Source organism: Streptomyces sp. C (genome assembly GCF_000158895.1).
GTDB lineage: Bacteria > Actinomycetota > Actinomycetes > Streptomycetales > Streptomycetaceae > Streptomyces > Streptomyces racemochromogenes.
In genome coordinates this window covers 839,749-841,051 of the sequence record NZ_GG657750.1, presented here as the reverse complement: position 1 = coordinate 841,051, position 1,303 = coordinate 839,749, and the positions used below count along the sequence as shown (strand labels likewise).

The window sequence follows — 1,303 nt, the reverse complement described above, 5'->3', positions numbered from 1 at the left end:
CAGGGCCGCCAGCAGCACCGGCGGGGTGAACAGCCGGGACGCGGGCCGCTCCAGGGTCATCACGTCGGTCACCGCCCGGGCCACCCGCCCGTTGCCGGTGCTCGTGCGCATCAGCCGCCGTACGTACGCCGCGACGGCCCGCTCGGCCGCCGTCGGGCCGCCCTCCGTCGCACCGGGATAGAAGACGTCGTTCCCCGTGGACTGCGTCCAGGCGGCGGCCACCGGCCCGGCTAGCGCCCGCTGCGCCCGGGCGGCGAGCCGCGGGTCGGCCAGGCCGTACCGGGCGACGGAGTCCCGCAGGGCGAGGGCGCTCTGCGCGGCCACCGACATCCCGTGCCCGTACACCGGGTTGTACGCGGCGACCGCGTCCCCGAGCACCAGCAGCCCCGCCGGGAGCGCGGCCTTCTCGTAGTGGTGCCTGCGGTTGACGGTCGTACGGGTGAGCACCCACGTCCGTCAGCGGCTCCGCCCCGGCGATCAGCTCGCTCACGATCGGGTGCCGCAGCGCCCGGGCGAAGTCCCCGAAGGCCTCCGGGTCCGTGCCGGGTTCGCCGCCGCGCGTCCCCGACAGGGTGACGAGCCAGCGGTCGCCCTCGATCGGGACCAGCGTCGCGGACCGGCCGGGACCGGCCCGGCGGGGATCGGCCGCCTGGACGTTCACCACGACCGGGAAGGTGTTCCCGAGGTCCTTCGGGGCCCGGAAGATCCGGCTGGCGTAGACGAGCCCGGGGTCGACGGTCCGTACGGCGGGCAGCGGCACGCCGAACTCCTCCAGCCACAGCGGCGTGCGCGAGGCCCGCCCGGAGGCGTCCACCACCAGGTCCGCGTCCAGGACCCGTGTCACGGCGTCCGCACCGCGCACCCGGACCCCGGTGACGCGCCGGGCGCCGCCCGTCAGGCCCAGCACCTCGGTGCGGTCGGCGACGGTGACGTTCGGGAGCGCCGCCACGGCCCGGCGGACGTGCCAGTCGAGCAGGTCGCGGCTGGCGACGAGCACGTAGTGGGACTCCCGCGCCCAGCGCCGGAACCAGCCCTCGGGGGAGAGGCCGACCATGTTCGTGGGCAGCGAGATCCGGTGGGCCCCGTCCTTGCGCAGCGCGCCGACGGTGCCGGGCAGCAGGGAGTCCACGGCCGTGGCCCCGCCGGACCACAGCAGGTGCGCGTGGTGCGCCTGCGGGAGCCCCTTGCGGGGGAACGGCCCGTCGGGCAGCACGTCCCGCTCGACGACGACGACCCCACCGGAGCCGGCCCCGGCCCCGGAACCCGCCCCGGCGAGCGCGGCGGCCGTGAGCATGCCGGCCAG

General features: G+C 77.2%; 1 pseudogene. It reads right to left on the bottom strand.

Features of this window, described 5'->3' with window-relative positions:
- Positions 1-447 (bottom strand): annotated as a pseudogene (locus SSNG_RS41765) (pyridine nucleotide-disulfide oxidoreductase); the annotation flags it as partial.
- Positions 448-1,303: the final 856 nt, after the last annotated feature.